General features: G+C 72.2%; 20 protein-coding genes. 10 read left to right on the top strand and 10 right to left on the bottom strand.

Going from position 1 to position 24,833, the window contains the following annotated elements:
• Nucleotides 1-6: 6 nt before the first annotated feature.
• The 3 genes from P1K89_RS19400 to P1K89_RS19390 all read left to right on the top strand — a co-directional run bounded on the left by P1K89_RS19400 (nucleotide 7) and on the right by P1K89_RS19390 (nucleotide 3,036).
• A complete protein-coding gene (locus P1K89_RS19400) occupies nucleotides 7-714 on the top strand; it encodes a response regulator (RefSeq protein ID WP_284618147.1) in 708 nt (235 codons plus the stop codon).
• An 85-nt stretch (nucleotides 715-799) separates the two neighbouring features.
• Nucleotides 800-1,966: an ATP-binding protein gene (locus P1K89_RS19395; protein ID WP_284618146.1), complete on the top strand. Its 1,167-nt coding sequence runs from the start codon at nucleotides 800-802 to the stop codon at nucleotides 1,964-1,966.
• 155 nt (nucleotides 1,967-2,121) lie between these two features.
• Nucleotides 2,122-3,036, top strand: a complete 915-nt coding sequence (locus P1K89_RS19390) for a dioxygenase family protein (protein ID WP_284618145.1) — start codon at nucleotides 2,122-2,124, stop codon at nucleotides 3,034-3,036.
• A 103-nt stretch (nucleotides 3,037-3,139) separates the two neighbouring features.
• Here P1K89_RS19390 and P1K89_RS19385 read toward each other — a convergent pair whose 3' ends face one another.
• Both P1K89_RS19385 and pyrF read right to left on the bottom strand, forming a co-directional pair.
• A complete protein-coding gene (locus P1K89_RS19385) occupies nucleotides 3,140-6,412 on the bottom strand; it encodes a PAS domain-containing hybrid sensor histidine kinase/response regulator (RefSeq protein ID WP_284618144.1) in 3,273 nt (1,090 codons plus the stop codon).
• 171 nt (nucleotides 6,413-6,583) lie between these two features.
• Nucleotides 6,584-7,417, bottom strand: a complete 834-nt coding sequence (gene pyrF / locus P1K89_RS19380) for an orotidine-5'-phosphate decarboxylase (RefSeq protein ID WP_284618143.1) — start codon at nucleotides 7,415-7,417, stop codon at nucleotides 6,584-6,586.
• Between the two features lie 62 nt (nucleotides 7,418-7,479).
• On the opposite strand from pyrF, the gene P1K89_RS19375 reads away from it, so the two are divergent.
• Nucleotides 7,480-8,007, top strand: a complete 528-nt coding sequence (locus P1K89_RS19375; RefSeq protein ID WP_284618142.1) for a GNAT family N-acetyltransferase — start codon at nucleotides 7,480-7,482, stop codon at nucleotides 8,005-8,007.
• A 7-nt stretch (nucleotides 8,008-8,014) separates the two neighbouring features.
• Here P1K89_RS19375 and purB read toward each other — a convergent pair whose 3' ends face one another.
• From purB to P1K89_RS19340, 7 genes are all read right to left on the bottom strand, one after another.
• Entirely contained in the window at nucleotides 8,015-9,382 is a 1,368-nt protein-coding gene (purB, locus tag P1K89_RS19370; protein ID WP_284618141.1) for an adenylosuccinate lyase, read from the bottom strand.
• 72 nt (nucleotides 9,383-9,454) lie between these two features.
• A complete protein-coding gene (locus tag P1K89_RS19365; protein ID WP_284618140.1) occupies nucleotides 9,455-10,546 on the bottom strand; it encodes a M48 family metallopeptidase in 1,092 nt (363 codons plus the stop codon).
• Between the two features lie 4 nt (nucleotides 10,547-10,550).
• The gene (locus tag P1K89_RS19360) at nucleotides 10,551-11,771 is read right to left on the bottom strand and encodes a YjgN family protein (protein WP_284618139.1); all 1,221 of its coding nucleotides are present in this window, start codon (nucleotides 11,769-11,771) and stop codon (nucleotides 10,551-10,553) included.
• A gap of 127 nt (nucleotides 11,772-11,898) precedes the next feature.
• The gene (locus tag P1K89_RS19355; protein ID WP_284618138.1) at nucleotides 11,899-13,167 is read right to left on the bottom strand and encodes an amino acid deaminase; all 1,269 of its coding nucleotides are present in this window, start codon (nucleotides 13,165-13,167) and stop codon (nucleotides 11,899-11,901) included.
• A 99-nt stretch (nucleotides 13,168-13,266) separates the two neighbouring features.
• Nucleotides 13,267-14,280 (bottom strand): winged helix DNA-binding domain-containing protein, encoded by a 1,014-nt coding sequence (locus P1K89_RS19350; RefSeq protein ID WP_284618137.1) that lies wholly within the window; start codon nucleotides 14,278-14,280, stop codon nucleotides 13,267-13,269.
• Between the two features lie 97 nt (nucleotides 14,281-14,377).
• Nucleotides 14,378-15,892 carry an L-piperidine-6-carboxylate dehydrogenase gene (gene amaB, locus P1K89_RS19345; RefSeq protein ID WP_284618136.1) on the bottom strand — a complete coding sequence of 505 codons (1,515 nt, stop codon included), beginning with the start codon at nucleotides 15,890-15,892 and terminating at the stop codon, nucleotides 14,378-14,380.
• Nucleotides 15,893-15,908: 16 nt separating this feature from the next.
• Nucleotides 15,909-17,003, bottom strand: a complete 1,095-nt coding sequence (locus P1K89_RS19340; RefSeq protein WP_284618135.1) for a saccharopine dehydrogenase family protein — start codon at nucleotides 17,001-17,003, stop codon at nucleotides 15,909-15,911.
• Between the two features lie 131 nt (nucleotides 17,004-17,134).
• Here P1K89_RS19340 and P1K89_RS19335 point away from each other — a divergent pair, with 131 nt between their 5' ends.
• From P1K89_RS19335 to P1K89_RS19325, 3 genes are all read left to right on the top strand, one after another.
• Nucleotides 17,135-17,572: an Lrp/AsnC family transcriptional regulator gene (locus P1K89_RS19335; protein WP_284618134.1), complete on the top strand. Its 438-nt coding sequence runs from the start codon at nucleotides 17,135-17,137 to the stop codon at nucleotides 17,570-17,572.
• A gap of 95 nt (nucleotides 17,573-17,667) precedes the next feature.
• Nucleotides 17,668-18,306 carry a Crp/Fnr family transcriptional regulator gene (locus P1K89_RS19330; protein ID WP_284618133.1) on the top strand — a complete coding sequence of 213 codons (639 nt, stop codon included), beginning with the start codon at nucleotides 17,668-17,670 and terminating at the stop codon, nucleotides 18,304-18,306.
• 521 nt (nucleotides 18,307-18,827) lie between these two features.
• Nucleotides 18,828-19,676: an alpha/beta fold hydrolase gene (locus tag P1K89_RS19325; RefSeq protein ID WP_284618132.1), complete on the top strand. Its 849-nt coding sequence runs from the start codon at nucleotides 18,828-18,830 to the stop codon at nucleotides 19,674-19,676.
• A gap of 47 nt (nucleotides 19,677-19,723) precedes the next feature.
• Here the strand turns inward: P1K89_RS19325 and P1K89_RS19320 are convergent, their stop codons facing one another.
• Complete coding sequence (locus tag P1K89_RS19320; protein ID WP_284618131.1) at nucleotides 19,724-21,529, bottom strand: S8 family peptidase; 1,806 nt, start codon at nucleotides 21,527-21,529, stop codon at nucleotides 19,724-19,726.
• A gap of 320 nt (nucleotides 21,530-21,849) precedes the next feature.
• Here P1K89_RS19320 and P1K89_RS19315 point away from each other — a divergent pair, with 320 nt between their 5' ends.
• Genes P1K89_RS19315 through P1K89_RS19305 form a run of 3 tightly spaced genes read left to right on the top strand, consistent with a single transcriptional unit; the run spans nucleotide 21,850 to nucleotide 24,822 of the window.
• Nucleotides 21,850-22,746, top strand: a complete 897-nt coding sequence (locus tag P1K89_RS19315) for an amino acid ABC transporter substrate-binding protein (protein WP_284618130.1) — start codon at nucleotides 21,850-21,852, stop codon at nucleotides 22,744-22,746.
• Between the two features lie 24 nt (nucleotides 22,747-22,770).
• A complete protein-coding gene (cuyB, locus tag P1K89_RS19310; protein ID WP_284618129.1) occupies nucleotides 22,771-23,511 on the top strand; it encodes a cysteate racemase in 741 nt (246 codons plus the stop codon).
• Between the two features lie 12 nt (nucleotides 23,512-23,523).
• Complete coding sequence (locus P1K89_RS19305) at nucleotides 23,524-24,822, top strand: FAD-dependent oxidoreductase (RefSeq protein ID WP_284618128.1); 1,299 nt, start codon at nucleotides 23,524-23,526, stop codon at nucleotides 24,820-24,822.
• The last annotated feature ends 11 nt before the right edge of the window (nucleotides 24,823-24,833 follow it).

The following is a 24,833-nucleotide window of genomic DNA, read 5'->3' as shown; positions in this document are numbered from 1 at the left end:
CCTCCCATGACCCGCTGCCTGCTGGTCGACGACGACGCGGACATCCGCACGCTGCTGGTCCACTTCCTGCAGCAGCACGGCATCGCCGTCGAAGCGCTGGCCGACGGGGCCTCGTTCCGCCGCCGCGCCGCCGCGGCCGACGTCGACCTGCTGCTGCTGGACCTGATGCTGCCGGACGACGACGGCCTCGTGTTGTGCCGCTGGATCAAGCAGCAGCGGCCGGCGCTGCCGGTGATCATGCTGACCGCGCAGGGTGACCCGATCTCGCGCGTGCTGGGGCTCGAGATCGGCGCCGACGACTACCTGCCGAAACCGTTCGAGCCGCGCGAGCTGGTCGCGCGCATCCGCGCGGTGCTGCGGCGCGGCCACGCCGTGGCGGCCGCCAGCGGCGCGGTGGTGGCCTTCGGCGGCTGGCGCTTCGACCGGCTGCAGCGCGCACTGCGCTCGGCCGACGGCACCGTGGTGCCGCTGTCGGCCACCGAGTTCCGGCTGCTCGGCGCGCTGATCGACCATGCCGGCCAGGTGCTGTCGCGCGAGCGGCTGCTGCAGCTGACGCAGGGTGGCGCGGGCACCGCGGCGGCGTCCGAACGCAGCATCGACCTCGCGATCTCGCGGCTGCGCGGCAAGCTGGGCGAACGCAGCGGCGCGCCGCTGATCCGCACGATGCGCGGCGCGGGCTACCTGCTGGACGCGACGCCGGTCGACGAGCGCTGAAGTTGAGCATGTCCGCCCCCAGCGCACTTCGTTCGCGGCCCGCGAGGGGCGCCGTCGGCTTGGGGCGGCCCGGCGCCGACTGACGATGCGGCGCTTCGACACGTTGTTCCTGCGCCTGTTCCTGCTGATGTGGGCGACGCTGGTGGCCGCTCACCTGGTGGCTTATGCGCTGTCGGTGCCATTGACCGAGCCGGGCGGCGGCACGGCCCCGCTGCAGCGCCTGGACCCGGCGCGGCTGCCGGTGCTGCCGTCGCTGCCGCCGATGGGCGACCCGGCGGCGCGGCCGGGGCCGCCGCCTGGTCCGCCGCCTGGTCCGCCGCCAGGAGGGCGCGACGGGCCGCCGCCAGGCCCCGGGGGACCGCTCGATGCCCGTGCGGGTCCCCCGCCGGGCGGCCCGTCGAGCCGCGCCTTCCTCTGGCTCGACTACCTGCTGCGCGCCGCGGTCATCGCCTTCGGCGCCGCGCTGGGCGCGCGCTGGCTGGCGGCGCCGATGCGCCGCATGGCCGATGCGGCGCAGGCGCTGCAGCAGTCGCTGGCGCGCGGCGAGCCGCTGCCGGCCTTGGACGAGCAGCGCGGCACCACGGAAGTGCGCGAGACCGCGCGCCTGTTCAACCGCATGGCGCAGCGGCTGCGCGAGCAGTTCGACGCGCGCGGGCTGCACCTGGCGGCCGTGTCGCACGACCTGCGCACGCCGCTGACGCGGCTGCGCCTGCGCCTCGAAGCGCTGCCGCCCGGGCAGCGCGCGGCCGCCGCGCAGGACATCGCGGCGATCGATGCGCTGCTCGATGACACGCTGGCGGTGCTGCGCGAGCAGCGCGCCGGCGCGCCCGAACGCATCGACCTGCAGGCGCTGCTGCAGGCACTGGCCGATGACCTGGCCGACCAGGGCCAGCCGGTGGAACTGCAGGTGCCGGCCGAGGCGCTGCTGGTGCGCGCGCGACCGGTCGCGCTGCGCCGCGTGCTCGACAACCTGGTGGGCAACGCGCTGCGCCATGGCGGCCGCACGCGGCTGCATGCGCGGCGCGACGGCGATGCGGTCGAGCTGTGCATCGACGACGACGGCCCCGGCATCCCGCCCGAGCAGATCGCGCGTGCCTTCGAACCCTGGGTGCGCCTTCACGACCAGGGGGTCGGCCAGGGCCTGGGCCTGGCGATCGCGCGCGACCTCGCCGAGCGCGACGGCGCGAGCCTGGCGCTGGCCAACCGGCCGGAAGGCGGCCTGCGCGCCTGCCTGCGCCTGCTGCCGGCCTGAACCGCGCGGCCCCTGGGCGCGCCGGGCGCGGCGCTCCGCCGTTGCAACTGTGTCGGCGCCGACACATCGGATCGCCACGGCCAGCAACCGGCGCCGGCCACAGTGAGCGGCATCGCGGCCGTCGTGCCGTTCAACGCCCCCCCGGAGCCCGCCACATGCCCCGCCACGATCCCCAGGATGCCCACCACCTCGGCCTCGCCGCCGACCTTGATACGCTGCTGCGCCAGAGCGCCGACCGGCGCCGCCTGCTGCGCTGGCTCGGCGGCGGGGCCGGCGCCGCGGCGCTGATGCTGGGCGGCTGCGGTGGCGGTGGCGACGACGGCAGCACGACCACGACTGGCGCCGACACCGGCACCGGCACCGGCACCGGCACGTCGACGGGTACCGGCACAGGGACCGGGACGGGCACGGGCACCACCACCACCTGCAGCGTGATCCCCGAGGAGACGGCAGGCCCCTACCCGGGCGACGGCTCGAACGCCAGCAACGGCGGCATTGCCAACGCGCTGATGCTGTCGGGCATCGTGCGCAGCGACATCCGTTCGAGCATCGCCGGCGCCAGCGGCACGGCGGCCGGCGTGCCGCTGACGATGCGCCTGCAATTGGTCAATACCGGCGCGTCCTGCGCGTCGCTGGCCGGCTACGCGATCTACCTGTGGCATTGCGACCGCGACGGCTACTACTCGATGTACTCGGCCGCTGTCGCCAGCCAGAACTACCTGCGCGGCGTGCAGGCCACCGGCAGCGACGGCATCGCGGTGTTCCAGACCATCTTCCCCGGCTGCTACGACGGCCGCATGCCGCACATGCACTTCGAGGTCTACCGCAGCACCACCACCGCGACCAACTTCTCGAACAAGCTGAAGACCTCGCAGATCGCCTTCCCGACCGACGTCTGCACGACGGTCTACAACACCAGCGGCTACGCGAGCAGCCTGCGCAACCTCGGGCGCACCAGCTTCGCCAGCGACAACATCTTCAGCGATGGGTATGCGACGCAGCTGGCGACGCTCAGCGGCAATGCGACCGACGGGTACGTCGGCACGCTGCAGGTCGGCATCGCCGGGTGAGTGGCCCCCTACGCGCCTGCGGCGCGGTCCCCCCAAGGGGGATCAGTCCCTTGGGGCAGCCCGGCGGGACAGAGGCGCGCCGGACTGACGCGTCTTTCACGCGTCAGCTCAGGTCCGACGCCAGCTCGCCCGCCGCCAGCACGCGCTGCAAGGTCGTGCGCAGCCGGTTGGCGTCGATCGGCTTGGTCAGGAAATCGTTCATGCCGATTTCGGCGGCGCGTTCGCGTTCGCTGGTCAGCGCGGCGGCGGTCAGCGCGATGATCGGCAGCTGCAGCAGCGACCAGCGCTCGCGCAGCCGGCGCGTCGCCTCGTAGCCGCTCATGCCGGGCATCTGCACGTCCATCAGCACCGCGTCGTAGGGTTGGCCGGCTTCGACCGCCCGCTCGATCGCCGCCAGCGCCTGCGGGCCGTCGGCGGCCTGGCCGACCTGCACGCCCCACTGCTCGAGCATCGCCGCGGCGATCATCATGTTGACCGCGTTGTCCTCGACCAGCAGCACACGCGCGCCGCGCAGCGGGTCATGCTCGAAGGCGCCGTGCCCGGAGGACGCGTCGAGCTCGTCGATCGGCGGCAGCGGCAGTTCGGCATGGAAGCAGCTGCCGCGGCCGGGCTGGCTCTCGGCGCCGACCTGGCCGCCCATCAGCTCGGCCAGCTCGCGGCAGATCGACAGCCCGAGGCCGGTGCCGCCGAAGCGCCGCGTGATCGATTCGTCGGCCTGCGTGAAGGGCTGGAACAGGCGCTGCTGCATCGCCGAGTCGATGCCGATGCCGGTGTCGTGCACCTCGAAGCGCACCCAGTCGTCGAGCGTGTGGTCGGTGCGCTGATCACCATCGTCACCGCCGTCGTCGAGGCCGTGGCCGTTGTCGCCCGGCCGCGCCACCAGCCGCCGCGCCACCAGCCGCAGCGCGCCGTGGCTGGTGAACTTCAGCGCGTTGTGCAGGAAGTTGGCGAGGATCTGCCGCACCCGCAGCGCATCGCCGCGCACCACCGGCGCGAGGCCGGGATCGATCTCGACGCTGAACTCCAGCCCGCGGCTGTCGGCCAGCGCCGAGTAGGCCTGCTGCAGCGAGTGCAGCAGCTCCAGCAGGTCGAAGGGCGCGGCCTCGACGTCGAGCTTGCCGGCCTCGATCTTCGACAGGTCGAGGATGTCCGAGATGATGGCCGACAGCGTCTCGGCCGACGCGCCGATCTGCTCCAGGTACTGGCGCAGCCGGCCGGGTTCGACATCGGGCATGCGCGCCAGCCGCGCCAGGCCGACCAGTCCGTTCAGCGGCGTGCGGATCTCGTGGCTGGTATTGGCGAGGAACGCGCTCTTCGCGCGGTTGGCGGCTTCGGCCTCGTCGCGCGCGCGGGCCAGAGCCTCGGCGGCCTGGCGCTGCGCGGTGACGTCCTCGGCGATCCAGATCGTGCCGTTCTCGCCCGGCCGGTCGGGGTCGATCGCCTTCGCGCGCATGCGCACGGTGAAGGTGCTGCCGTCGCGGCGCATGGCGACGCGCTCGAACTCCACCTGCTCGCCGCGCCGCAGCAGCGGGGCGACGGACTGGCCGAGGCCCGCGTAGGCGTCGTCGCTCGGCCAGACGACGCGGCCGGGCTGGCCCACGAGTTCGCCCGGCGGCCAGCCGTACATCTGCTCGAAGCACGGGTTGACCATCACGAACTGGCGCTCGCGGGTGAAGGCGATGCCGACCGACGCGTTGTCGAGGATGGCCTCGCGCTCCAGCCGCGTGCGGGTGGTCTCGGTGATGTCGCGCGCGTTGATCACCAGGTAGCCGCGGCCGTCGCGCGCGAAGCGCGCCGCCGACACCAGCAGCGGCACGATCTGGCCGTCGCGGCCGACGAAGTCGACCGGCACGTCGCTCACCGCGTCGTGCTGCGCCAGCTGCTGCATCAGGTGCTGGCGGTCGTCGAGCGAGCGCCAGATGCCGATCTCCAGCGCGGTGCGGCCGACCACCTCGGGCTCGGTCCAGCCGGTCAGGCGCTCGAAGCTGGCGTTGACCATCTCGTAGCGGCCGGTCTGCAGGTCGGTCAGCGTGATGACGTCCGGGCTCATCGACACCACTTGCGACAGCAGCGCCTGCGAGCGCCGCAGCGCGCGCTCGGCGGCCTGTTGCGAGGTCTCGTCGACGTAGATCGACAACGTGGCCGGTTCGTCCTGCGCATCGGCGCGCACCGCGGTCTCGGTGACCTGCAGCGTGCGGCCGCCGCGGGTGACGATCTCGTCGTCGAAGGGCGGCAGCGCCTCGCCGGGCGCCAGCTGCGCGATGCACGACAGGCGTTCGCGCGCCCGCAGCGCACCATCGCCGGGCGGGTGCATCGCGGTCAGGTCGGCGCCCTGCATCGATTGCGCCGAGTCGAAGCCGAACAGCGCCGCGGCGGCCGGGTTGGCGTCGATCACCACGCCATCGCGGTGCAGCACCAGCGGCGAGGGCGTGCGCCTGAACAGCTCCTCGTGGCGCAGCTCGGTGGCCTGCAGGGTCTCGCGCGCACGGCGCTCGGCGGTGATGTCGCGCGCGGCGCCCCAGTAGCCGGTGAAGCGGCCTTCGGCATCCAGCCGCGGCTCGCCGCTGACGAGGAAGTGGCGCAGGTCGCCGTTCGGCGCGCGCCAGGTCAGCGCGACGTCGCGGAAGGTCTCGCGCGCTTCCATGTCGGCGCGCAGCGTGTCGAGCAGGTCGTCGTCGAACTGCAGCTCCGGCAGGTCCCAGGCCGGCCGGCGCGGCAGCGCGCGCAGTGCGACGAACTGGCCGTGCGCATCGCGCTGCGAGACGTGCGCCAGCCGCAGCTGCGCATCGGTTTCCCAGTAGGCCGACGCGGCGATGCCGAGCAGGCCGCGGAAGCGCCGCTCGCGCTCGCCGGCGTCGTGGCCGTGCGCGAGCACCAGGCGGCGGATCATGTGGCCGGCGCCGGCGCCGATGCCCACCGCGGCCAGCTGCACCAGGGCCCGCACCGGCAGCGGCGGCAGCGAATCGCCGCCCGGCGGCAGGAAACCGCTGGCCTCGGCGGCGATCAGCACCGCCAGCACGGCCGTGGCGCCGGCGGCGGTCATCGGTCCCTGGCGCCCTTCGGCCACCGCGCAGACCAGGCAGGCCAGCAGGCCGAAGAACAGCAGCCCGGGCGACTGCAGGCCCAGCCCGGTGGCCAGTGCCGCCGAGCCCATCACGACCAGCGCACCGACGGCCACTGCCAGCAGCGCGCGCTGCGCCTGCGCCGGGGCCAGCCGTGTCGCCGCGCCGCTGCCGACGGCCAGCACCGCGTAGCCCGCGGCCAGCAGCAGGCCGGGCGCGGTCAGCGCCTTCAGTCGCAGCAGGTGGCTGAGGAAGCCGACCACCGCCGCGGCCGCGGCCGCGATGAAGAAGCCGCGCAGGATCGCGGCCCGCAAGGCCTGGTGGGGAGGGTTCTCGGGCGGCACGCCTTGAAACTTCCGGGTTGTCGCGGCGCGAGTGTCGCAGGGATGCCGCGCGCCGGATGCCCGGGATTAGCCGGTCCGCACGAGCCGGGGCGTGATGATTTGGACGTTATGCCGGGGGGCCTTCGGCGTGCCGCCGGGCCTTCAGCGTGCCGCGGCGGCCAGCGTGCGGCGCGTCTCGTCGGCCGCGGCGCGCGCGGCACTGGCGAAATCCTCGCCCGACGACGCGTACAGGATCGCGCGCGACGAGTTGACGATGATCGGCCCGGTGCTCGCGCCGGCGGCATCGCGGCGCAGCCCGGCCTTCACGGTCGCCGCGGCATCGCCGCCCTGTGCACCGATGCCGGGAATCAGCAGCGGCAAGGTCGGCGCGATCGCGCGCACGCGTTCGATCTCGGCGGGGTAGGTCGCGCCGACCACCAGCCCGAGCTGGCCGGTCCGGTTCCACGGCCCGGCGGCCAGCCGCGCGATGTGCTCGTACAGCGGCGTGCCGTCGGCGAGGCGTTGCGCCTGCAGGTCGCTGCCGCCGGGGTTCGAGGTGCGGCACAGCAGGATCAGGCCCTTGCCGTCGTAGCGCAGGTACGGCTCGATCGAATCGAAGCCCATGAACGGCGACAAGGTCACTGCGTCGGCCTGGTAGCGCTCGAAGGCCTCGCGGGCGTACTGCTCGGCGGTCGAGCCGATGTCGCCGCGCTTGGCGTCGAGGATCACCGGCACGTCCGGCGCGACGCGGCGGATGTGCGCCATCAGGCGCTCGAGCTGGTCCTCGGCGCGCTGCGCGGCGAAGTACGCGATCTGCGGCTTGAAGGCGCTCACCAGGTCCTTGGTCGCGTCGACGATGCGGGCGCAGAAGTCGAAGGTGCGGCCGGCATCGCCCTTCCAGGCGCCGGGAAACTTCGACGGTTCGGGGTCGAGCCCGACGCAGAGCATCGAGTCGTGGCGGCGTTCGGCGGCGGCGAGGGCGGCGGTGAATTTCATCGGCGGGCGGGGGCTGGTGCGGGCGGGCGGGACCCCGATTGTCCCGCGCCAGAATCCGGGCCATGTTGATCCTGTCCACCGAGCGCCTGCACCTGCGCGAATTCGACGAAGGCGACGCCGGCTTCATCCATGCGCTGCTGACCGACCCGGCGTGGATCGCCAACATCGGCGACCGCGGCATCCGTTCGGAAGAAGACGCGCGCAGCTACATCCGCGAGCGCCTGGTCGAGAACTACCGGCGCTTAGGGTTCGGCTTCTGGGCGATGGCCCGCCGCGACGACGGTGAGCTGGTCGGCATGTGCGGCCTGACCCAGCGCGACAACCTGCCGGCGCCGGACATCGGCTATGCGCTGCTGCCGGCCTACCGGGGCTTCGGCTACGCGCGCGAAGCGGCCGCGGCCTGCCTGCAGCATGCGCGCGAGGCGCTCGGCATGCGCTGCGTGCTGGCGACGACGGCGCCGGGCAACGCCGCGTCGGCCAAGGTGCTGACCTCGATCGGCCTGCAGCCCGAGGGCCGGGTGCACAGCGAGCAGTTCGGCGAGAGCTGCCTGTTCGGCTGGCGCGCCGACGGCGACCGGACGGCCGGCTGACCGGCGCTCAGATCCGCCGGGCCAGCGTCTCGGCCAGGCCGGTGTAGCTCGCCGGCGTCATCGCCAGCAACCGCGCCTTGTCGGCCGCCGGCAGCGCGAGGCCCTCGATGAAACCCTGCATCAGCGCGCGCGTCATCGGCTGGCCGCGGGTGAACGTCTTCAGCTGCTCGTAGGGCTCGGGCAGGCCGTGGCGGCGCATCACGGTCTGGATCGCCTCGGCCATCACTTCCCAGGCCTCGTCGAGGTCGCCGGCCAGCGCGCCGGCATGCACCTCCAGCTTGTCGAGGCCCCGGGCCAGCGAGTCCAGGCCCAGCAGCGCGTAGCCGACCGCGCTGCCCATGTTGCGCAGCACCGTCGAGTCGGTCAGGTCGCGCTGCCAGCGGCTGATCGGCAGCTTCTGCGCCAGGTGCGCGAGCAGCGCATTGGCGAGGCCGAAGTTGCCCTCGGCGTTCTCGAAGTCAATCGGGTTGACCTTGTGCGGCATCGTCGACGAGCCGACCTCGCCCTCCTTCAGCCGCTGCTTGAAGTAGCCCAGCGAGATGTAGCCCCAGACGTCGCGCGACCAGTCGATCAGGATGGTATTGCAGCGGGTGAGGGCATCGAACAGCTCGGCCATGTAGTCGTGCGGCTCGATCTGGATGGTGTACGGGTTGAACTGCAGCCCGAGGCGCTGCTCGACCACCTTGCAGCTGAAGGCCTCCCAGTCGAACTCGGGGTAGGCGGCGAGGTGCGCGTTGTAGTTGCCGACCGCGCCATTCATCTTCGCCAGCATCGGCACCGCCGCGATGCGCTCGCGCGCGCGCTGCAGGCGCGCGACGACGTTGGCGACTTCCTTGCCGACGGTGGTCGGGCTGGCGGTCTGGCCGTGCGTGCGGCTCAGCATCGGCAGCGCGGCCTGCGCATGGGCCATCGTGCGCAGGCGGTCGATCACGGCGTCCAGCGCCGGCAGCAGCACCTGCTCGCGCGCGGCCTTCAGCATCAGCGCGTGGCTGGTGTTGTTGATGTCCTCGCTGGTGCAGGCGAAGTGCACGAACTCGGCCGCGGCCTCGAGGTCGGCATGGCCCTTGAACCGCTGCTTCAGCCAGTACTCGACCGCCTTGACGTCGTGGTTGGTGACCTTCTCGATGTCCTTGATCGCCTTCGCATCGGCTTCGCTGAAGCGCAGCACCAGCGAACGCAGGTAGCCGCGCGACACCTCGCCGAGGGCCTTGAGCTCGTCGAAGCCGGCGTCGGTCAGCGCGATGAACCACTCGACCTCGACCTGCACGCGGCGGTGCATCAGGCCGAACTCCGACAGCAGCGGGCGCAGCGTGCTCATGCGGCCGGCATAGCGGCCGTCCAGCGGCGACAGGGCGGTGAGGGTGGAGTGGTTCATGGCGGTCGCGCTGGGCTGCAAAGGCAAACGGCGGATTTTATTCAGCCGGGGCCGCGCGCGGCCGGGCGAGGCTCAGCGCTCGGCCGTCGCGGCCTGCATGCGCCGCACGCGCTCGGCATCCGGCGGATGTGTCGCCAGGCCGATCGGCAGCTCGACCGCGCCCCGCTGGTCGCGCTGCTGCAGCCCGCGCAGGCGCTCGAACAGCACCGCGAAGCCGCCGGGGTCGAGGCCGTTGGCGCGCATCAGCCGCGCCGCGTCGGCATCGGCCTCGAACTCGAAGCCGCGCGAATAGGCGGCCTGGCCCAGCAGCACCGGCGCGGCGGTCAGCAGCGACGAGAAGTCGCCCAGCACCAGCGAGGACACCGCCGTCAGCAGCCCCACCTGCACCAGCGACCGCATGCCGTGCCGATGCTGCACGTGGCCGAGCTCGTGGCCGAGCACGCCGATGAGCACGTCGGGCCGGTCGGCGAGCAGGTCGACCAGCGCATCGGTGACGACGATGTGGCCGCCGGGCAGCGCGAAGGCATTGGGGCCGAGGCCGCCTTTGTCGGGCGTGGCGCGGAAGTGCAGCGTCCACGCCGGCAGCGGCGTCGCGGTGCCGCGGGTGGGCGCGGCGGCGTGCGCCGTTTTCACCGCCGTTTTCACCGCCCCCTCGAAGCGCGCGCGCAGGGCCGCCTGGCGTTCGGGACTCAGCTTCGACGCCTGCAGGAAACGGCCCTCGAACTGCTCGAAGGCCAGCGCGCCGAGCTGCGCATCGACGCTCGCCGGCGTCAGCGCGACGAGGCCGTGCGCCGCGGCCGGCAGGCCCCAGCGCCAGCCGCCGACCATCACCCCGACGAACAGCACCAGCGCCACCAGCACGCCGCGCCAGCTCTGCATCCAGCGCGCGGCGAGGCCCTCGCGCAGGCCGCTGCGCGCCGCCCACGCATCCCAGCCGGCGGCATCGGCGCTGCTGATCAGGCCGTGGTCCGGCAGATAGGCCTGGCGTGCGCCGTGGCGCTGGCGCTCCGGCCAGCTGACGCGGCGCAGCGGCACCTGGCGCGCGATGCCGTCGCCGTCGATGTGCAGCAGGCGGCCCTGCACCGTCAGCCGCACCGGGTGGGCGCGGGCGCTGTGGCCGTCGAAGTAGTCGGCGGCGAGGGCCGGCGGCGCAGGCGCGTTCACCGCGTCAGAGGCCGATGTCGATGCCGAGCAGGTCGCCGGCGGCGTCGCCCGCGGCCTCGGGCGTGCCGCGGGCGATCGCCGCGGCGCTCCATTGCTCGATGTCGCCGGCGGCGTCGATGCCGACCGCGTGCAGGCGCAGCCGTGTCATCGCGACCACCGCGAACGGCCGGTACAGGCCCAGCGTGATCACCGTCAGCACCAGGTTCTTCAGCAGCATTCCCATCATCGCCAGCGTGCCCAGGCGGCTGCGGAAACGCAGGCGCGGCGAGCGGGTATGGCTCCAGACCAGGTTCTGCAGCCGGGCGACGCCCCACGACTGCGAGACCAGGAACATCGCCAGGTAGCCGGCCAGCAGCAGCAGCACGAACAGGCCCGAGTTGCGCAGCATCACGTCGCCGCCGATGCGCCCGGCATTCGACGGCGCGATCAGGAACAGCCCGGCGAACACCAGCGCCAGGGGCACCAGGCTGACCAGCAGCGTGCCGACCGCCCAGCCGTAGAACGAGCGCGTGCGTGCATCGAGCTCGGTGCGCTCGCCGGCCAGCTCGTAGTGGCCATGCTGGTAGCGCTTGATGCGCGCCAGCGTCCAGGGCACCAGCAGCATCAGCGCGACCGTGCTGAGGCCGGCGACCGTCAGGCGCAGCATCGACGGCTTGCTGCCCGGCTGGCCGACGCCGGCTGAGGTCAGCAGCATCACCGCCAGCGGCAACAGCAGCGGCAGCATCGCGCCGTAGGCGCCGGCCAGGTCGCCCGAGAAGCGCATGCGCAGCCCGCGCCAGCTGGTATTGGCCAGGCGGAAGCGCAAGGACGACTGCCACAGCGCCGGCCACAGCAGCGCGAACGCGGCACCGGCGATCGCGCCGGCCAGCGCCGAGAACTGCCCCGCGCCGACATAGACCGCGCCGAACACCAGCATCAGCACGTAGCCGCGCAGCATCTTCCAGGGGTCGCCGTGGAAGCCCAGCGCGTGGCCGCCGACCAGCGTATTGCCGTGGAAGTAGCGCAGCCGGCGCACCTTCGCGAACGGGTGGTAGAAGCCCAGCGTCACGATCGTCAGCAGCAGGTTGACGATCCAGATGCGGAAGTACTCGCTGCCCGAGCCGGTGAACTGCAGCGGCAGCGATTCGCCGCCATGGCGGGGCGCTTCGGCGCGCATGCGGGCGGCGGCCGGGGCCGCCGGGGCCGCGGCCATCGGCGGCAGCGGCATCGTGTTCTGGAAATCCATCTCTCCCTCCCCTGCGCCTTGTCCTGGCCGGTGGTGGCGCGTCGGCGCGGCGCGATTCTAGGAGGGCCCCGCGGGGCGCCGACTGTGCGGTCTGCACCTCGAATCGGGGGTGCGGGGTCTCGCGTCCTCAGAAGCAGGTCACGATGGCGTCGACCACGCGGTAGCCTTCGTCGACCACCGGCATCCAGCGCCACTTGTCGAACGTGGTGCACGGGTGGGACAGGCCCAGCACCACGCGGTCGCCGACCGCCAGGTCACCGAGCGTGCCGCGCAGGTAGGCATGCTGGTCGTTCATGCCGGGAATGCGCCAGTCCGACGGCACCGGCTGCAGCGCGCGGCTGCCGCGCCGAAGCCACTGCAGCGGGATCGGCATGCCGAGGTCGTAGGAGATGTCGCGCTTGCCGGCGGCCAGGATCGCGAGCCCCGGCTCGGGCAGCGACTGCACCGTGGCCCACAGCTCCATCGCCGGCTGCAGGCCCTGCGTGTCGTCGCAGCCGATGCGGCGGTTCACCAGCGAGACCAGGCGCGTGTAGTTGCCCTGGTCGTGCGTCACGTAGCAGCCCGAGCGCAGCAGGCCCAGCACCGGCCGCGCCAGCTGCGGCTTGAGTCCCGGCACGACGAGGTCGAAGATTGCCGAGCCGCCGGCCGACAGGACGATCTGGTCGCGCTCGAACAGGCGCTCGCGGTCGGCGCTCAGCACCACTTCCGTGAAGCGCTGCATCAGCGCGTCGGCGTACTGGCGGTCCTGCGCGTCGCCGGCCTGCGCGCCCAGGCCCTCGTAGCACTCGATGCCGGCCAGCGCGAGCGCGGGGCTGGCCTTGACGCGGCGGGCCAGCGCCAGCGCATCGTCGCGGGTGCGGCAGCCGGTGCGGCCGCCGGGCACGCCGACCTCGACCAGCACCTCGAACGCCGTGTCGGGCTGCAGCGCCTCGATCAGCGCCACCTGCGCGGCCGAGTCGACGAGGAACAGCAGGCGCAGGTCGGCGTGTCGCCGCTTCAGCCACTCGATCGACCGCAGGTCGGCTTCGGCGAGCACCTGGTTGGCGATCAGGATGTTGCGCGCGCCGGCCTCGATCGCCACCCGTGCCTGGCCGACGGTGGCCAGCGTCAGGCCCCAGGCGCCGGCGTCGAGCTGGCGGCGGAAGAGCTGGGGCGACATCGTCGTCTTGCCGTGCGGCGCCAGCGCGATGCCGCGCTCATCGCAGAAGCGCTGCATCCACCCGAGGTTGTGCGCCAGCTCGCGCTGCCTGATGACGGCCAAAGGCAGCGGCAGGTCGCCATCGATCACGCTCCAGCCCTGCGCGCCGATCTGCGAACGCGGCAGCGCGGGTGCCTGCTGAGGGAAGCCCTTGTCGGACGGGCCGAGCAGGGGGTCGAGGATCTTGTCGACGCTCATGACGGTTACGGCTCCTGAGGCGGATGCAGGCCGGGCGGCGGCCGGGAGTGCATTCTTTCAGGTGGCGGCTGCGGCGGGCGGATCGCCGCGACGCGCCGGTCAAGCGAAGCGCACCGTGCTCCTGGTGGCGTCCGGCGCGACGAAGCCCAGCAGCCGCAGCCCTTCGCCGCGCGCCTCGTCGCGTTCGGCGCGATCCAGCGTGCGCAATGGGCTGATGCACAGCGTCGCCGACGCGCCGTCGCGCTCGATGCGCCAGTGCGCCGCGACGAAGCCGTCGGCCAGCATGGTGGCGCGGATGATGCCGTTGTTCGTGAACACCCGGGCCTTGTGCGCCGGCGCCAGCACGCGGCTGCGGTCGTCGTGCGACAGCAGCAGGTTGTCCCACTCCGGCAGGAAGCGGATCGGCGCCGGCGTCTGCGCCGCCGGCCGCGGCGCGCGCGGCAGGTCGAAGAGCTCGCGGCCCTGCTCGTCGCGGAAGGTCTTCAGTCGCGGCCGCAGGCGTTCGAACACCGCGCCGAGGCCGGTGAGGCCGGACCAGACCATCGCGTCGCGCGGGCTGGCGGGCCCGAACGCGGCGAGGTAGCGCAGCACCAGCGCATCCGCCGGCGTGTCGGTGGCCAGGGGCCGCTTCAACCAGTCGTCCAGCAGCCCGAGCGGCGCGCTGCGGTGCTCGTCCCACAGCCCCGCCGGTGGCAGCTGCGCCAGCGCCAGTTGGGCGCGCGCGGCCTGCGCCAGCGCATCGGCCGGGCGGTCCGGCCAGGACCGCTGCAGCGCGAGGCCGAGCTGCGCGCCGTTCAGCGGTGCGGCCGCGAGCAGCGGCCGTGCGGTGGCGGCGACCTCGGCCTGCGTCAGGCCGGCCAGCGCCTTGCCGCGACTGGCCTGCACGCCGCGTTCGAGCACCGGCGTCAGCAGCGTGCGCCAGGCCAGCGCGTCGCGCGCGCTGACCAGGTGCAGCGTGGCGCGCATCAGCGCCAGCCGCACGACACGGCGCTTGATCAGCGCCGCCTGCAGCGCGCCGCGCTCGAAGCCCTCGAGCCGCGTCCACAGCCCGACATAGGGCGGGTTCGGCGCCTGCGTCTGCAGCCCGGCCAGCGCCTCGATGGCCTTGACCACCGGCAGCGACGCGCGCTGCAGCAGGTGCTGGCGCGCCAGCAGCGCGCGGTTCAGCGCGCGGCTGTCGAGGACCGAGACGCCCAGGGCGGCGGCCCGTTCAGACGTCGAACTTGACGCCCTGCGCCAGCGGCAGCGCGCGCGAGTAGTTGATCGTGTTCGTCGTGCGGCGCATGTAGGCGCGCCAGCTGTCGGAACCCGACTCGCGGCCGCCGCCGGTTTCCTTCTCGCCGCCGAAGGCGCCGCCGATCTCGGCGCCCGAGGTGCCGATGTTGACGTTGGCGATGCCGCAGTCCGAACCGCGGGCGGACAGGAAGGTCTCGGCTTCGCGCAGGTCGTTGGTGAAGATCGCCGACGACAGGCCTTGCGGCACCGCGTTCTGCAGCGCGATCGCCTCGTCGAACGACTCGTAGCGCAGCGTGTAGAGGATGGGCGCGAAGGTCTCGTGGCAGACCACCGCGGTCTGACCCGGCATCTGCACCAGCGCGGGTTCGACGTAGTACGCGTCCGGCTGCGCATCGGCGAGCACGCGGGCGCCGCCGGCGACCGTGCCGCCCTGTGCGCGGGCATCGGCCAGTGCGGCCTGCATGCCGTCGAAGGCGGCCTGGTCGACCAGCGGGCCGATCAGCACGCCGCTCTCGCGCGGGTCGCCGATCTTCAGGCTCTTGCGGGCGCGGTCGAGGCGGGCCACCAGCTCGTCGTGGATACTGGTGTGCGCGATGACGCGGCGCGTCGTCGTGCAGCGCTGACCCGCCGTGCCATAGGCGCCGAACAGGATGCCGCGCACGGCCATGTCGAGGTCGGCCGACGGCGTGACGATGATCGCGTTGTTGCCGCCGAGCTCGAGCAGGCAACGGCCGAAGCGCGCCGCGACGCGCGGGCCGACCGCGCGGCCCATGCGGGTGGAACCGGTGGCCGAGACGAGGGCCACCTTCGGGTGATCGACCAGGGCCTCGCCGGTCGCGGCGCGGCCGTTGAGCACCTGGCTCAGGTGCGCCGGGGCGTCGGCGCCGAAGCGCGTCACCGCGCGCTCGAAAAGCGCCTGCGTCGCCAGTGCCGTCAGCGGCGTCTTCTCCGACGGCTTCCAGACCACCGAGTCGCCGCAGACCAGCGCCAGCGCGGCATTCCAGGCCCACACTGCGACGGGGAAGTTGAAGGCCGAGATCACGCCGACGACGCCCAGCGGATGCCACTGCTCCATCATGCGGTGGCCAGGGCGCTCGCTGGCGATCGTCAGGCCGTGCAGCTGGCGCGACAGGCCGACCGCGAAGTCGCAGATGTCGATCATCTCCTGCACTTCGCCTTCGCCTTCGCTGGTCACCTTGCCGGCTTCCAGCGTCACCAGCGCGGCCAGCGTGGCCTTGTGCGTGCGCAGCTCGTCGCCGAACAGGCGCACCAGCTCGCCGCGGCGCGGCGCCGGCACGGTGCGCCAGGTCTCGAAGGCGGCGTGCGCGCGCTCGATCGCGGCGTTCATCGCGTCGGCGCCGGCGTCGGCCACGCGGCCGAGGATCTGGCCGTCGATCGGGGAGCGGGCGGAGATATTGCTGGCCGAGTCACCTTGGGCGAATGCGGCGGCGGGCACGCCGAGCGTGCTGAGCAATTGGGCGGGGGTCATGCGGTCCTCTTGGGAGTCAGCCAATGCTCTCGACTTGCCGCGACTGTTGATACGCGCTGCCGAAGCGATTGGCCAGGAAGGCCGGCAACTCTACCTGTTCCTGCCGGATGAAGCCGCGTTGCGGCAGCTTGCCCTCACGGAACAGATCGACCGCCGCGCAGATGCCGGCGGCGGTGGTGATCTGGATCGCCGACAGCGGGTTCTGCTCGTTGCGGTCGGCGAAGATCTTGCGCGCAAACACTTCCTGCAGCAGCGAGCCGTTCTTCATGCCCGAGACGGTGACGAAGACCAGCACCACGTCCTGCATCGTCGCCGGCATCGAGCGCCGCATCACGCCCTTCAGCAGCTCCTGGTCGCCCTTCAACTGCAGGTCGCCGAGCAGGAACTGCATCAGGTTGCGGTGGCCGGGGTAGCGCACCGTCTTGTAGTCGAGGCTGCGCACCTTGCCCTGCAGCGTCTCGCACAGCGTGCCCAGGCCGCCCGAGGTGTTGAAGGCCTCGTACTCGGTGCCGTCCAGCGAGAAGTGCTCCAGGCCTTCCAGCGGCAGCGCGTTGATCAGCTGCCCGTCGCTGATCGCCTCGCACGGATGGCAGTACTCGTTGATCAGCCCGTCGACGCTCCAGGTCAGGTTGTACTTCAGCGCATTGGTCGGGAAGGCCGGCAGCGCGCCGACGCGCATCTTGACGTCCTGCAGCGAATCGAAGCTCTTCGCCAGGTGGTGCGCGACGATGCCAATGAAGCCCGGCGCCAGGCCGCACTGCGGCATGAAGGCGGTCTTCGCGCCGTCGGCGATGCGCATGATCTCCTTGGTTGCCGCGACGTCCTCGGTCAGGTCGAAGTAGTGGCAGCCGGTTTCCAGCGCCAGGTGCGCGGCGGTGGTCGCCAGGTGGTACGGCAGCGCGTTGACGACGGCATCCTGGCCGCGCAGCACGGCGGCCAGCGCCATGCGGTCTTCGGTGTCGACGACCTGCGTCGAGATGCCGCGCCCTGCACAGCGCGCCAGCGCCGCCTCGTTGCGGTCGACCACCGTGACCTGGTAGTCGCCGCTGTCTCCCAACAGGCGGGCAATGGTTTGGCCGATATGGCCGGCGCCGAGCAGGGCGATGCGCATGGTTTGCACTCCGTGATGACAACGAATGCGCGCAGTCTAGGAATCCGGGCGGACGAAAGAAAGCGCGAGATCGTCGAAAAACAATAAGATGCTGCCGATTCGTCGGACAAGTTCGCCGGAACGACTGAACCATGGCGCTGGACACCATCGACCGGGACCTCATCACGCTGCTGCAGGCCAATGCCCGCGAGAGCACCGCCAACCTCGCGCGCAAGCTCGGCATCGCGCGCACCACCGTGGTCGCGCGGCTCGCGAAGCTCGAGCGCGACGGCGCGATCGTCGGCTACACCGCGCGCCTGGGCTCGTCGGCCGGCGCGCCGGCGGTGCAGGCGCACGTCGGCATCCGGCTGCAGCCCAAGAGCGGGCGCGACGTCGTGCGGCGCCTGCAGAAGCTGCCCGAGCTGCAGTGGCTGAGCTCGGTCAGCGGCGAGTTCGACTACATCGCGATCCTGAAGGCCGAGTCGACGGTGCGCCTGGACGAACTGCTCGACCAGATCGGCGAGCTCGACGGCGTGATCAAGACGCACACCTCGGTGGTGCTGGCGGTGCGCGTCGACCGCAACGGCTGAAGGCGGCCGGCCGGCGCCGAGGCTCATCACGAGTGACGAGGCCGCGGCCCCCTGATCGCATTGATCGCCGGGCCGCATCACTCCACAATGCGGCCATGCAGTCCCCTCCCATCGACGACGCGATCTCGCGGTCGCTGCTCGATGACATCGGTCGCCAGGGCAACGTGCGCAGTTTCCCGGCGCACGCGATCCTGATCAACGAAGGCGACGACACCGACTCGCTGTACATCGTGCTGCAGGGCCGCCTGAAGGCCTATGCCAGCTCGGAGGAAGGGCGCGACGTCGTGCTCGGCGAGATGGGCCCGGGCGAGTACTTCGGCGAGCTGTCGTTCGATGGCGGCAAGCGCTCGGCCTCGGTGATGGCGCTGGAGCCGACGACCTGCCGCGTGGTGCCCGGCGTGCAGCTGCGCCAGTTCCTCGCCGACCATCCCGACTTCGCGGTGCACCTGGCGCTGAAGTTGAGCCGCCTGGTCAGGCGCCTGACCGAGCAGGTCAAGAGCCTCGCGCTGCAGGACGTCTACGGCCGCATGGTGCGGGTGCTGATGGAGCTGTCCGACCCGGTCGGCGACGAGCGCGTGGTGCGCCAGAAGCTGACGCAGCAGGACATCGCCGACCGCGTCGGTTCGTCGCGCGAGATGGTGAACCGGGTGATGAAGGAACTGAGCACCGGCGGCTACGTCAGCGTGCGCGACGGCCGCCATGTGATCCACAAGAAACTGCCGGCGGCCTGGTAGGCGCGCCGGCAGCAGCGGGGGCGGTTCGACTCGCGCGCCTGGCGCGCGACCTCGCGCAGGTTGGCGCTCAGAAGATCGCGCCGAACAGCGGCAGCGCCATCAGCGGGGCGACGAGGCCGAAGCAGAGCACGAAGGCGGCGGTGCACAGGTTGTCGAAGAAGGCGTTCATGGCGATGTCTCCTGGTGTCTGGGGTCGAGGTTCAGAACAGGCCGCCGATCACGGCGATCGTCATGGCCGGAGCGACCAGGCCGAAGACGACGACGAGGACCGCGATGCACAGGTTGTCGAAGAAGGCGTTCATGGGGGCTCCTGCTGCTGTTGCTGTTGCCGGTACGACATTCGCGCCGGGCTGAGAACAATGTAGGCAGCAGGCCCCCGCATGCCGAGACGATTGCTGCAAGCGCCCGGAGTGCGGTTTGTCACTGTCGTTCGCGGCGACCGCTGACCGGCCGTGGGCGGGCGGGCGGCGATGCCGGCCGGCGCACAATCGCCGGCCTGATTTCCCGAGGAGCGCCGCACCGTGCTGATCACCATCGAACCCGGCGTGCGCCTGTTCGTCGACGTCGAGGGCCCCGGCTTCGTGCCCGACGGCCCGCGCCTGCGCGAGAAGCCGACGCTGGTGCTGCTGCACGGCGGCCCGGGCTACGACCACTCGGGCTTCAAGCCGGCCTTCTCGCGCCTGGCCGACATCGCGCAGATCGTCTATTACGACCACCGCGGCCATGGCCGCAGCGATCGCCGGTCCGAGGCCGAGTGGACGCTGGACACTTTCGCCGACGACGTCGTGCGGCTGTGCGATGCGCTCGGCATCACGAAGCCCGTTGTGCTGGGCCAGTCCTTCGGCGGCTTCGTCGCGCAGCGCTACATCGCGCGCCATCCCGCGCACGCAGCAAAGGTGGTGCTGTCGAGCACCTCGCCGCACATGGCGCTGGAGCGCAAGCTGGCGATGTTCGAGCAGCTCGGCGGGCCGGAGGCGCGCGCGGTGGCCGAAGCCTTCTGGACGCAGCCGAACGCCGAACACTGGGCCGAGTACAACCGCGTCTGCAAGCGCTGGTACAACACCCGCCCGCCCGCCGATTCCGACGCCGGCGAGCGCATCCTCTTCAACGAGGCGATCCTCTTTGCCTCGGCCGGCGGCGAGCAGCAGACGATGGACCTGCTGCCGGGCCTGCAGTACGCGCAATGCCCGGTGCTGGTGATGGCCGGTGCGATGGACCCGGTGTGCCCGCTGCAGGATTCGCAGGACATCTTCGCGGCGCTGCCGCCCGAGTGGCGGCAGCTCGCGGTCTTCGCCGAGTCGGGCCACGGCGCGTGGCGCGACGAGCCGGAGGCGGCCTTCGCGCGACTGCGCGAGTTCGTGCTGGCCTGAAGCGAGGAAGGCGGTCCGCGGGCCGCCTTCCATTCGCGTCGCTCAGGTCACTGGGAGAGCTTGAGCGTGTAGCCGCCCGAACCGCCCGAGTAGTAGTAGGCCCGCGCGTACACCGTGATCGAGCCGGTGCCGGTGTTCTTGTAGGTCACGGTGTCGACCAGCCCCGTGCTGCGGGTGCTGCTGGCGATGCGCGTGCCGGCGCTGTTGTACAGGTAAAGGTCGTAGTCGGCGGTCGACGGCGGCGTCAAGGTCGCGGTCAGTGTCTTGCCCGCTCCCAGCGTCACCGCGTAGTAGTCGGTGTCGCTCGACGACAGCGTGCCGTTGACCGTGGCCGGATTGGCCGTCGACGGGATCACCTGTGCGGCGCTGCGCGAGTTGTTGCTCTCGACCTCGGCGATCGTCGTGCCGCCGCCGCCCGGGTCGCCCGCCGCCGCCACGGCCGCCGCCGCATTGACGATGCCGGCGCCGCATTGCGAGCAGGTGGCCGGGAACGCCCGTGCCGTGCTCTTCAGCAGGCTCTCGACCTGGTCCGGCGTCAGGCCCGGGTTCTTCGACAGCATCAGCGCCGCGACACCGGCCACGTGCGGCGTGGCCATCGACGTGCCCTGGTAGTACGCGTAGTTGTCGCCGGCCGGAGCGCCGGTGCCGGCGTTCAGGGTCGACAGGATGCCGTCGGCGCTGCTGAAGCGCGTATCGCCGCCGGGCGCGGCGACGTCGACGATGCTGCCGTAGTTCGAGTAGTACGCGCGCCCGCCCGAGCGGTTCACCGCGGCGACCGTGATGACGCCGGAGCAGCTCGCCGGCGAGAAGTTCGCCGCGTTCTGGTTGCTGTTGCCGGCGGCGACAACGACCACCGCGCCACGACCGCGTGCGCCGTTGATCGCCGCCTGCGTCGTGCTGTCGCAGGCGCCGCCGCCGCCGAGCGACAGGTTCAGCACGCGCGCCGGGTTGGCATTCGCCGGCAACCCGGGCACGCTGCCGCCCGAGGCCCAGGTGATGCCGTCGGCGATGTCGCTGGTATAGCCGCCGCACTTGCCGAGCACGCGGATCGGCAGCACGCGCGCGTTGAACGCGACGCCGGCCACGCCCGATCCGTTGTTGGTCGCCGCGGCGATCGTGCCGGCGACGTGCGTGCCGTGCCAGGAGCTCGTATCGGCCGGCTCGCCGGCACCGCACTCGCCGGCAGCCACCGCGTCGCCCGGATCGCGGGCATCGCTGTCGCGGCCGTTGCCGTCGTTGGCCGTCGCCGTGTCGGCGATCATGTCGTAGCCGCCGACGATGCGGCCGCTGAGGTCGGCATGCGGGCGGTAACCCGTGTCGATCACCGCGACGACCACGCCGGTGCCGGTGGACGCGTCCCACGCGGCGGGCAGGTTCAGGCCGCCGGTGGGCTCGAAGTAGTGCCACTGGCTGGAGTACATCGAATCGTTCGGCACCAGCATCGGCTTCATCAGCCGGTCCGGCTCGACGTACTCGATGTCCGGGTCCTGTGCCTGCAGCTGGCGCGCCAGCGCCTGCAGGCTGTCGAGGCCGACGCGGCGGTCGAGCTTCATCACGTGCGCGTCGGCGCCGGTGCGGCGCAGCAGCCGCATCTGCACGCCGGCGCGGTTGGCGATCGCGTGGGCGTTGGACATCGCCATCAGGTCGCCGCGCAGGAAGGCCGTGCTGCCCTTTCGATATCGAATGATGAGCTGGTCGGTCGCCTCGATGCGCGACGACGCGGCCTGGCTCGATGCCGAGGTCAGCGCGGGCTGCGCGCTGCCGGCCATGGCCGAGGTGCTGAACAGTCCGGCCAGGCAGGCGGCCGTGACGAGGGATGCCAGTGGGAGCCTAGAGAGTTGGGTCTGTTTCATGGGATTCGACGGAAGTGAAAAGGGCTGCCCGGCCGCGGGATCGCCGCAGCCAGCAGTGCCATGCGCGGGCCGGGTGTCGTAACGCCCAAACTGCGCGGGGCGAATCCTGACTTGGCGGCTTCCGGCGACAAGCAGGGGGAACCCGGAAAGTGCTTGCCGGACGTAACCGCGCGGCGACAGCAGCAGCAGTCCCGATGGCCGATAAGGCTGACTTATGGCAGCAAGGCAAATCCCGATCGCGCCGGGTTGGGCGGAGCTTCTAGCATCGGGTCCTTCGTTTCCTCGTGCTCTTCACTTCAGCAACGAAAGGACCTCCCAGCATGCGCACGCTTCCCCGCCTGACCGCCATCGCCGCCCTGCTCGCCGCGCTGGTGCCGGCCGCCCATGCCCAGGGCACCGGCACGCTCGACAAGTTGAAGGCCAGCGGGGCGATCACCGTCGCGTACCGCGAGTCGTCGATCCCGTTCTCCTACCTCGACGGCAACGCCCAGCCCACCGGCTTCGGCTGGGAGATCTGCCAGCGCATCGTCGCCGAGGCGAAGAAGGCCACCGGCCGCGCGGACCTCAAGGTGCAGACGCAGTCGGTGACTTCGCAGAACCGCATCCCGCTGCTGGTCAACGGCACGATCGACATCGAGTGCGGCTCGACCACCAACAATGCCGACCGGGCGAAGCAGGTCGCCTTCGCGACCAACTACTTCTACACCGGCACGCGCTTCCTGGTGAAGGCGGACTCGCCGGTCAAGCAGCTGGCCGACCTGAAGGCCAGGAAGGTGGTGTCGACCACCGGCACGACGAACTACCAGATCCTTCGCCGCCTGAACAACGAGCAGGCCCTGAACTTCGAGCTGCTGGCCGCGAAGGACCACGCCGAGTCGGCGCTGATGGTGCAGCAGGGCCGCGCCGACGCCTTCGGCATGGACGACATCCTGCTGTACGGCCTGAAGGCCAGTGCGCAGAACCCGGCCGAGTGGGCGGTGGTCGGCGATGCGATCCAGGTCGAACCCTACGCGATCATGCTGCGCAAGGACGATCCGGCGTTCAAGAAGCTGGTCGACGACACGCTGGCCGGGCTGATGAAGAGCGGCGAGTTCGAGGCGCTGTACAAGAAGTGGTTCCAGTCGCCGATCCCGCCGAAGAACATCAACCTCAACGCGCCGATGAGCAAGGAGCTGCGCGACAACCTGAAGGCGCTGTCCGACAAGCCGGCGATGTGATCCGGGCACCGGTGGCCGCCTCTCATGGACGTTAGCGATTCGAGCCAGCTCGTGGGCGTGCTCGGCGGCATGGGTCCGGCGGCGACGCTGGACTTCCTGCACAAGATGCTCGCCGCGACCCCGGCGCGCTCCGACCAGGAGCACGTGCCGGTGCTGGTGGCGTCGATTCCGCAGGTGCCCGACCGCACAGCAGCGTTTCGCGGTGAAGGCGCGTCGCCCCTGCCGGCGCTGCTGGCCAGCGCGCGGCGCCTCGCCGAGGGCGGGGCGGGGCTGCTGGTGATGCCGTGCAACACCGCGCACCTGTGGTTCGACGAGCTGCAGGCGGCCCTGCCCGATCTGCCGATGCTGCACCTCGTCGATGCGGCCCTGGCCGAAGCCGTGGAAGTCGCCGGACCGTCGGCCCGCATCGGCCTGCTGGCCACCGACGCCACCTTGGCCGCCGGCCTGTACCCGAACCGCACGCCGGCCGGCAGTGCGCTGCAGTGGCTGATGCCGACGGCCGGTGAGATGCTCGACGCGGTGATGCCGGGCATCGTCGCGGTCAAGTCGGGCGAGCTCGAGCGTGGCGCCGGACTGCTGCGGCGCGCGGCCGACGCGCTGGCGCGGCGCGGCGCCCAGGCGCTGGTGCTCGGCTGCACCGAGATCCCGCTGGTGCTGACGCGCGACCGTTCGCCGCTGCCGGTGATCGATGCCACCGCGGCGCTGGCGCGGCGCGCGGTCGCCTGGTCGCTGGCGCGGCGTGCCGCATCGGCGCTGCCAGCCTGATCGGGCGTCGCGATGGCCGCTTCTCCCTCCTCCGGCGGCGGCCGGCATGTCTGCATCGTCGGTGCCGGCATCGTCGGTGCGGCGACGGCCTACGCGCTGGCGCGCGACGGCTGGCAGGTCTCGCTGGTCGATGCGCAGCCGGCACCGGGTCTCGGCGAGAGCCGGGCCAACGGTGCGCAGCTGAGCTACAGCTATGTCGAGCCGCTGGCCACACCCGATGCGCTGCGTGCGCTGCCCGGCTGGCTGCTGTCGGACGACAGCCCGCTGCGCTGGCGGCCACGGCCCGAAGCCGCGCACCTGCGCTGGCTCGCCGCGTTCGTCGCCGCCTGCCGCTGGCGCGAGGTGCATCGCACGACGGCGGCGCTGCTCGCGCTGTCGGGCCTGAGCCGCACGACCCTGCACCGCTGGCTCGCCGAGCAGCCCGGGATGGCGGCGCGCTGCCTGCATGCGCAGCCGGGCAAGCTGGTGCTCTACCGCGACGCCGCGTCCCGCGCAGCGGTCGAGCGCCAGATCGGCTTCCAGCGCCGGCTCGGCTGCGTGCAGCGCATCGTCGACGCCGACGAGTGCCGGGCGCTGGAACCGGCGCTGGGTGCGAGTGCCGGGGCGGGCGGCGGCGACATCGCCTTCGGCGTGTGGACGGCCGACGAGGAGGTCATCGACACCTCGCTGCTGGCGCAGGCGCTGGTCGAGGCCAGCGGCGCGGCCCGCCACTTCGGCGCGCCGGCCTTCGCCTTCGAGCAGCGCGGCGGCCGCATCGCCGCGCTGCGGCTGGAAGGCCGCACGCTGGAGGCCGATGCCTTCGTGCTGGCCGCCGGGCCGGCCTGCGCCAGCCTGCTGCAGCCGCTGGGCTGGACGCCGCCGATCGAGCCGATCCGCGGCTACAGCGTGACGCTGCCGGTGGTCAACGACGCGGCCGCGCCGCGTGCCAGCGTCACCGACAGCGCGCGCAAGCTGGTCTACGCGCGGCTGGGGCCGCAGCTGCGGATTGCCGGCTTCGCCGAGCTCTGCGGGGCCGACCGGCGCATCGACCCGCGCCGCATCGCCGCGCTGTGCGATGCGGTGCGCGCGACTTTTCCCGGCGCCTGCCGCTTCGACGATCCGCAGCCCTGGGCCGGCTTGCGTCCGGCGACACCCGGCGGCCGCCCGCTGGTCGGCGCGACGCGCTGGCCCGGGCTGTGGCTCAACGCCGGCCATGGCGCGCTGGGGCTGACGCTGGCCTGCGGGTCGGCGGCCTTGATAGCGGATGAAATGAGCGGCCGAGCGAAGCGGATCGACGACCGCCCGTTCACCTTCGCGGCCCAGGCGGCGTAGCGCCGGCGCGG

The sequence above is a fragment of the Aquabacterium humicola genome (assembly GCF_030167915.1).
Taxonomy (GTDB): Bacteria; Pseudomonadota; Gammaproteobacteria; order Burkholderiales; family Burkholderiaceae_C; genus Pseudaquabacterium; species Pseudaquabacterium humicola.
Note: the sequence above shows the minus strand (reverse complement) of the source record. Positions and strands in the feature narration are given on the sequence as shown.

Bases quoted from the DNA above. Each gene is read 5' to 3' on its own strand.
- pyrF (WP_284618143.1), bottom strand. From the start codon at position 7,417: ATGAAATTCACCGCCGCCCTCGCCGCCGCCGAACGCCGCCACGACTCG.
- P1K89_RS19330 (WP_284618133.1), top strand. From the start codon at position 17,668: ATGCAGTCCCCTCCCATCGACGACGCGATCTCGCGGTCGCTGCTCGAT.
- P1K89_RS19395 (WP_284618146.1), top strand. From the start codon at position 800: ATGCGGCGCTTCGACACGTTGTTCCTGCGCCTGTTCCTGCTGATGTGG.
- amaB (WP_284618136.1), bottom strand. From the start codon at position 15,892: ATGACCCCCGCCCAATTGCTCAGCACGCTCGGCGTGCCCGCCGCCGCA.
- P1K89_RS19305 (WP_284618128.1), top strand. From the start codon at position 23,524: ATGGCCGCTTCTCCCTCCTCCGGCGGCGGCCGGCATGTCTGCATCGTC.
- P1K89_RS19355 (WP_284618138.1), bottom strand. From the start codon at position 13,167: ATGAGCGTCGACAAGATCCTCGACCCCCTGCTCGGCCCGTCCGACAAG.
- P1K89_RS19375 (WP_284618142.1), top strand. From the start codon at position 7,480: ATGTTGATCCTGTCCACCGAGCGCCTGCACCTGCGCGAATTCGACGAA.
- P1K89_RS19315 (WP_284618130.1), top strand. From the start codon at position 21,850: ATGCGCACGCTTCCCCGCCTGACCGCCATCGCCGCCCTGCTCGCCGCG.
- P1K89_RS19360 (WP_284618139.1), bottom strand. From the start codon at position 11,771: ATGGATTTCCAGAACACGATGCCGCTGCCGCCGATGGCCGCGGCCCCG.
- P1K89_RS19340 (WP_284618135.1), bottom strand. From the start codon at position 17,003: ATGCGCATCGCCCTGCTCGGCGCCGGCCATATCGGCCAAACCATTGCC.
- purB (WP_284618141.1), bottom strand. From the start codon at position 9,382: ATGAACCACTCCACCCTCACCGCCCTGTCGCCGCTGGACGGCCGCTAT.
- P1K89_RS19390 (WP_284618145.1), top strand. From the start codon at position 2,122: ATGCCCCGCCACGATCCCCAGGATGCCCACCACCTCGGCCTCGCCGCC.
- P1K89_RS19335 (WP_284618134.1), top strand. From the start codon at position 17,135: ATGGCGCTGGACACCATCGACCGGGACCTCATCACGCTGCTGCAGGCC.
- P1K89_RS19320 (WP_284618131.1), bottom strand. From the start codon at position 21,529: ATGAAACAGACCCAACTCTCTAGGCTCCCACTGGCATCCCTCGTCACG.
- cuyB (WP_284618129.1), top strand. From the start codon at position 22,771: ATGGACGTTAGCGATTCGAGCCAGCTCGTGGGCGTGCTCGGCGGCATG.
- P1K89_RS19400 (WP_284618147.1), top strand. From the start codon at position 7: ATGACCCGCTGCCTGCTGGTCGACGACGACGCGGACATCCGCACGCTG.